A 5755-nucleotide genomic window follows, 5' to 3' on the forward strand; every position below is an offset into this window, starting at 1 on the left:
GCTGGTCATGTCCTGGACGAAGTGCGCGGCCGCATCGGGATCCACCCAGCTCGGCAGTCCCGCGCGAGGCCCACCCCCAACTCCGGTCCGGTGGAACGGCCGCCGCCTTCCCCCTGGGTGTGGCTACGGAATCCACGTGCTCCAACTGTGAAGCTCTCGTGGAGGAAAGTTGAGCATATGGCCTCGACCGGCCGCAATGGGGCGGATGTTCAAATTCCGTTTGTGTAAGCAGATTCGGCTCCGCCCGTAGGGCAGGGTTCGCCCCGCCCGTGAGCCGCGGTCCGCCCCGCCCGTGAGCCGGTGTCAGCCCCGCCCGATGTACGGCATCGCCGTCGCCAGCACCGTCGCGAACTGCACGTTCGCCTCCAGCGGCAGCTCGGCCATGTGCCGCACGGTGCGCGCCACGTCGGCCACGTCCATCACCGGCTCCGGCGCCACCTCGCCGTTCGCCTGGAGCGCGCCGGTCTGCATCCGGGCCGTCATGTCCGTGGCCGCGTTGCCGATGTCGATCTGCCCGACCGCGATGCGGTACGGCCGTCCGTCCAGCGAGAGCGACTTGGTCAGGCCGGTCAGCGCGTGCTTGGTCGCGGTGTAGGCGACCGAGAGCGGGCGGGGCGTGTGGGCCGAGATGGAGCCGTTGTTGATGATCCGGCCGCCCTGCGGGTCCTGGTCCTTCATCTGCCGGTACGCCGCCTGGGCGCACAGGAACGCCCCGTTGAGGTTGGTGTCCACCACGTGCCGCCAGGCGTCGTAGGGCAGTTCCTCGACCGGGACCCCGCCGGGCCCGAAGGTGCCCGCGTTGTTGAACAGCAGGTCCAGCCGCCCGAACCGGTCCACGGTCGCCGTGAACAGCGCCGTCACGTCATCGGGCCGGGACACGTCGGCGCGCATGGTGAGCGAGGCACCCCCGGGCGCCAGCGCCGCCGTCCGCTCCAGCGGCTCGGTGCGCCGGCCGGCCAGGGCCACCGACCAGCCGGCGCGCAGCAGTTCCACCGCGACGGCCCGCCCGATGCCCGAGCCGGCGCCCGTCACGACCGCGATCTTCGATTGCCTGTCAGTCATGGCACCGCAGCGTAGGTGGAGAGTCCGCCATGCGGAATCGGGTGTCCGTCATACGGCTGGTGCTGCGACCGGAAAGGTTCACCGGCTCGCGAACCCCTTCCCGGTCACAGCACTAGACGGCCGCCGTCACCGATTCCCCGGGGTAGCGCACCCCGATCCGCTCCCGCAGCGCGTCCAGCGTCCGCAGCACGGCCAGCGTGCCCTCCAGCGGCACCAGCGGGGACTCCTTCTCGCCCGCCCTGAGCGCCCGCATGACCTCCCGGGCCTCGTGCCGCAGGCTGGTGCGCGGCCCGTCGGCCGGGTCGGCGGTGAACTCCTGGGGGTCCCGGCCGTCCCGGTGCAGTACGAAACGGTCGGGGTGGAAGAAGCCGGACGGGACGTCGATCCGGCCCCGGGAACCGGTCACCGAAGCGGTGACGCCCGTACCGCCCACGATCGAGCAGTGCAGCGAGGCCAGCGCGCCGCTCTCCCAGGACAGCAGCGCACCGGTCTGGAGGTCGACGCCCTCCTCGGACAGCACCGCGCTCGCCGCGACCGAGTCCGGCTCGCCCAGCAGCAACTGCGCGAACGACACCGGGTACACGCCGAGATCCAGCAGCGCCCCGCCGCCCAGCGCCGGGTCCCGCAGACGGTGCGCCGGCGGGAAGGGCCCGGCCAGCCCGAAGTCCGCCTGCACGGTGCGCACCTCGCCGATCGCCCCGTCGGCCACCAGCGCCTTCAGCCGCCGCACCAGCGGACTGCAGTACATCCACATCGCCTCCATCAGGAAGCGGTCGTGCTCCCGCGCCAGCGCGACGAGTTCCTCCGCCTCGCGCAGGTTCAGCGTGAACGGCTTCTCGCACAGCACGTTCCGCCCGGCCTCCAGGCACAGCCCGGCGGCCGCCCGGTGCGCCGCGTGCGGGGTGGCGACGTACACGACGTCGATGTCCCCGTCCGCCGCGAGGGACGCCCAGTCGCCGTACGCCCGCTCGACCCCGAACCGCTCCGCGAACGCCTCCGCCGACTCCCGGCTGCGCGAGGCCACCGCCGCGATCTCCGCGTCCGGCAGATCCACCAGGTCCGCCGCGAACGCCGCCGCGATCCCGCCCGTCGCCAGAATCCCCCAGCGCACGCTCTGCTCCGCCATCGCCCCGCCCTCGCTCATGTGTGCCTCGGCAGTGTGTACGAGCTGAGAGCATAGGTGCCGGTTGGTTCACAGAGGGGGGACACATGGCCGAGCACGCGGCGGTGCCGACACCGGAGCACACGTCCACCCCCGCGACCTCCTCGGCCGCCGCCACCCGGCGCACCGGCCTGCTCGTCACCCTCGTCCTCGGCGGCCTCACCGCGACACCCCCGCTCGCGATGGACATGTACCTCCCGTCGCTACCCGAGGTCACCCGGTCCCTGCGCGCGCCCGCCGCCACCGTCCAGCTCACCCTCACCGCCTGCCTGCTGGGCATGGCGCTCGGGCAGCTGGTCGTGGGCCCGATGAGCGACCGCTGGGGCCGCCGCCGCCCGCTGCTCACCGGCCTCGCCGGCTACCTCCTCGCCACCGCCCTGTGCGCCCTCGCCCCGGACGTCGAGACCCTGGTGGCCTTCCGGCTGGTGCAGGGCCTCGCCGGCGCGGCCGGCATCGTCATCGCGCGGGCCGTCGTACGCGACCTGTACGACGGTGTGGCGATGGCCCGTTTCTTCTCCACTCTGATGCTGGTCTCCGGGGTCGCGCCGATCGTGGCCCCGCTGATCGGCGGCCAGATCCTGCGGGTGACCGACTGGCGGGGCGTGTTCGTCGTCCTCACCGTGGTCGGCGTGCTGCTCGGCGCGCTGGTCTGGCTCCGGCTGCCCGAGACGCTGCCGCCCGCCGGGCGGCACGGCGGGGGAGTCGGGGAGGCCCTGCGCTCGATGCGCGCGCTGCTCGCCGACCTCCCGTTCACCGGCTACACGCTCGCTGGCGGCTTCGCCTTCGCCGCGCTGTTCGCCTACATCAGCGCCTCCCCCTTCGTGGTCCAGGAGATCTACGGCGCCTCCCCGCAGACCTTCAGCCTGCTGTTCGGCCTCAACTCGGTGGGCCTGGTGGCCGCCGGACAGATCAACGGCAAGGTGCTGGTCGGCCGGGTCAGCCTGGACAAGGTGCTCGCCACCGGCCTCACCGTGATCGTGCTCGCCGCGACCGCCCTGCTGCTGATGTCCACCGGCGCCCTCGGCAGGACCGGACTGGCCCCGGTCGCCGCCGCCCTCTTCGTCCTCATGTCCGCGATGGGCATCACCCTGCCCAACGCCCAGTCCCTCGCCCTGCAGCGCACCCGGCACGCCGCCGGCTCCGCCTCCGCGCTGCTCGGCACCTCCTCCTTCCTCGTCGGCGCGGTCGCCTCCCCGCTCGTCGGAGTCGCCGGTGAGCACACCGCCGTGCCGATGGCCGTCGTCCAACTGGTGGGAGCACTGGTCGCGGTGGCCTGCTTCGTGGGAATGTGCCGTCCCTGGAACACGCGGGGGAACGCGCGTGCGGGGTCGGAGGGAGACGAGAACTGAGCGCACCGAAACTGCGCGCCGACACACCGGAACGGGCCGGGCTGGACCCTGCCGCACTCGGGCACCTGGTCGGCGAGGTGCACGCCCTCACCAACGGAGAACGCCCCTGGGCGGCCGGCGCCGTCGTGCTGGCCGGCCGCGGGCCGGTGATCGCCGTGGCCGAGGCCTCGGGCTGGGCCGTCCGCTACTCCGGATACGACCCCGAGACCGGCGCCGGCATCGAACTGCCGCCCGCCGCCCGAGTGCCGGTCACCGTCGACACCCCCTTCGACCTGGCCTCCCTCACCAAGCTGTTCACCTCGGTCGCCGCCGTGCAGCAGATCGAGCGCGGCACCCTCGGCATGCACGCCCGGGTTGGCGACTACCTGCCCGAGTTCCGCGCCGCCGCCGCGTACGGAGTCACCGTACGGCAGCTGCTCACCCACACCTCGGGCCTGCGGCCCGAACTCCCGCTCCACGACTGCCCGAACGACACGGCCCGGCTGGCGATGCTGCGCGCCGAGCCGCCGACGAGCGCGCCGGGCGAGTACCGGTACTCGGACCTGAACATGCTCCTGCTCCAGTTCGTGCTGGAGCGCGTCACCGGCCGCACCCTCGACGTCCTCGTGCGCGACGGGATCACCCGGCCGCTCGGCATGACCGCCACCGCCTTCGGGCCCTGCCCGGGCGCGGCGGCCACCGAGGACCAGCGACGGCCGTGGGCCAAGGCGGACCGGGGCATGCTCCGCGGCGTCGTCCACGACGAGAACGCCTGGGCGCTCGGCGGGGTGGCCGGGCACGCGGGCCTGTTCTCCACCGCGCACGACCTCGCGGTCTTCTGCCGGAGCCTGCTCGCCGGCGGCTCCTACGGCCCCGCCCGCATACTCGGCCCCGACTTCGTGGAACTCCTGCTCACCCCGCCGGGGCTGGGCTTCGCCATCGACCAGCCGTGGTTCATGGGCGAGCTGGCGGGCCGGGGCGCGGCGGGCCACACCGGCTTCACCGGCACCTCCCTGGTCCTGGACCCGGCGACGGACACGTTCCTGGTGCTGCTGGCCAACACCGTGCACCCCAGACGCCGGCCGCCGGACAGCCGGCCGAGGGCGGCGATCGGGACCCTTCTGGCCAGGGCGGTACGCGGTGCCTGACCGCCCGGGCACCTGAGAGAATCGCATGGTGAACGACCCCGTACGCCCGGCCGAGCGCCTCCGCTCCGCCCTCGACGACGTCCTCGCCGGACTCCCGCCCACCCAGGCCGCGGGAGCCGTCGAGCGGCTCATCGCCAACTACCGCGGAGCCACTCCCACCGACGCGCCGATCCTGCGGGACCGCGCCGACGTGGCCGCGTACGCCGCCTACCGGATGCCCGCGACCTTCGAGGCGGTGCGCTCGGCGCTGGGCGCGTTCGCGGACGCGGTGCCCGGCTGGGCGCCCGGCAGCCACGCGGACGTCGGCGGCGGCACCGGCGCGGCGACCTGGGCGGTGACCGCCACCTGGGCCGGGACCCGCCCGGTGACCGTGCTGGACTGGGCCGAACCCGCGCTCGCCCTCGGCCGGGAGATCGCCGCGGCCAATCCGGCGCTGGCGGACGCCCGCTGGCAGCGCGCCCGGATCGGCTCCGCCCTCACCCTGGAGAGCACCGACCTGGTCACGGTGTCGTACGTCCTGAACGAACTCGCCGAGGCCGACCGCGCCGCGCTGGTCGACGCCGCCGCCGACGCGGCGAAGGCCGTCGTCATCGTGGAGGCCGGCACCCCCGCCGGGTACGACCGCGTCATCGAGGCCCGCGACCGGCTGGTCCGGGCCGGGTTCCGGATCGCCGCGCCCTGCCCGCACAGCGCCGCCTGCCCCATCGTGCCCGGCACGGACTGGTGCCACTTCGCCGCCCGGGTCGGCCGCTCCTCCCTGCACCGCCAGGTCAAGGGCGGCTCGCTGGCCTACGAGGACGAGAAGTTCGCCTACGTCGCGGCCACCCGGCTGCCCGCCGCCCCGGCCCCCGCCCGGGTCGTCCGGCGCCCGCAGATCCGCAAGGGGCAGGTGCTGCTCGACCTGTGCGAGGCCGACGAGCAGCTGCGCCGCACCACCGTCACCAAGCGCCACGGCGACCTGTACAAGGCGGCCCGGGACGCCGACGATGGACATGGCGGGGGTCGCCAGAACGAACGGGAAGGTGGCGTCCGACTTGTTGAGGTGGAAGACGACC

General features: G+C 74.0%; 5 protein-coding genes. 3 read left to right on the plus strand and 2 right to left on the minus strand.

The features are described from left to right. Positions 1 to 303: 303 nt before the first annotated feature. Positions 304 to 1062, minus strand: a complete 759-nt coding sequence (locus tag ACWEN3_RS39695) for an SDR family oxidoreductase (RefSeq protein ID WP_452981571.1) — start codon at positions 1060 to 1062, stop codon at positions 304 to 306. 112 nt (positions 1063 to 1174) lie between these two features. Next, positions 1175 to 2188 (minus strand): Gfo/Idh/MocA family protein, encoded by a 1014-nt coding sequence (locus tag ACWEN3_RS39700; protein WP_452981583.1) that lies wholly within the window; start codon positions 2186 to 2188, stop codon positions 1175 to 1177. An 83-nt stretch (positions 2189 to 2271) separates the two neighbouring features. Here ACWEN3_RS39700 and ACWEN3_RS39705 point away from each other — a divergent pair, with 83 nt between their 5' ends. The 3 genes from ACWEN3_RS39705 to ACWEN3_RS39715 form a co-directional block, all read left to right on the plus strand. Continuing rightward, a complete protein-coding gene (locus ACWEN3_RS39705; protein WP_452981574.1) occupies positions 2272 to 3573 on the plus strand; it encodes a multidrug effflux MFS transporter in 1302 nt (433 codons plus the stop codon). After that, positions 3513 to 4700, plus strand: coding sequence for a serine hydrolase domain-containing protein (locus tag ACWEN3_RS39710; RefSeq protein ID WP_452981577.1), 1188 nt, complete (start codon positions 3513 to 3515; stop codon positions 4698 to 4700). Before ACWEN3_RS39705 ends, ACWEN3_RS39710 begins: the two co-directional genes overlap by 61 nt. Positions 4701 to 4728: 28 nt before the next feature. After that, on the plus strand, positions 4729 to 5755 hold a 1027-nt coding region (locus ACWEN3_RS39715), incomplete at its 3' end, for a small ribosomal subunit Rsm22 family protein (RefSeq protein WP_452981580.1).

Source organism: Streptomyces sp. NPDC004561 (genome assembly GCF_053602155.1).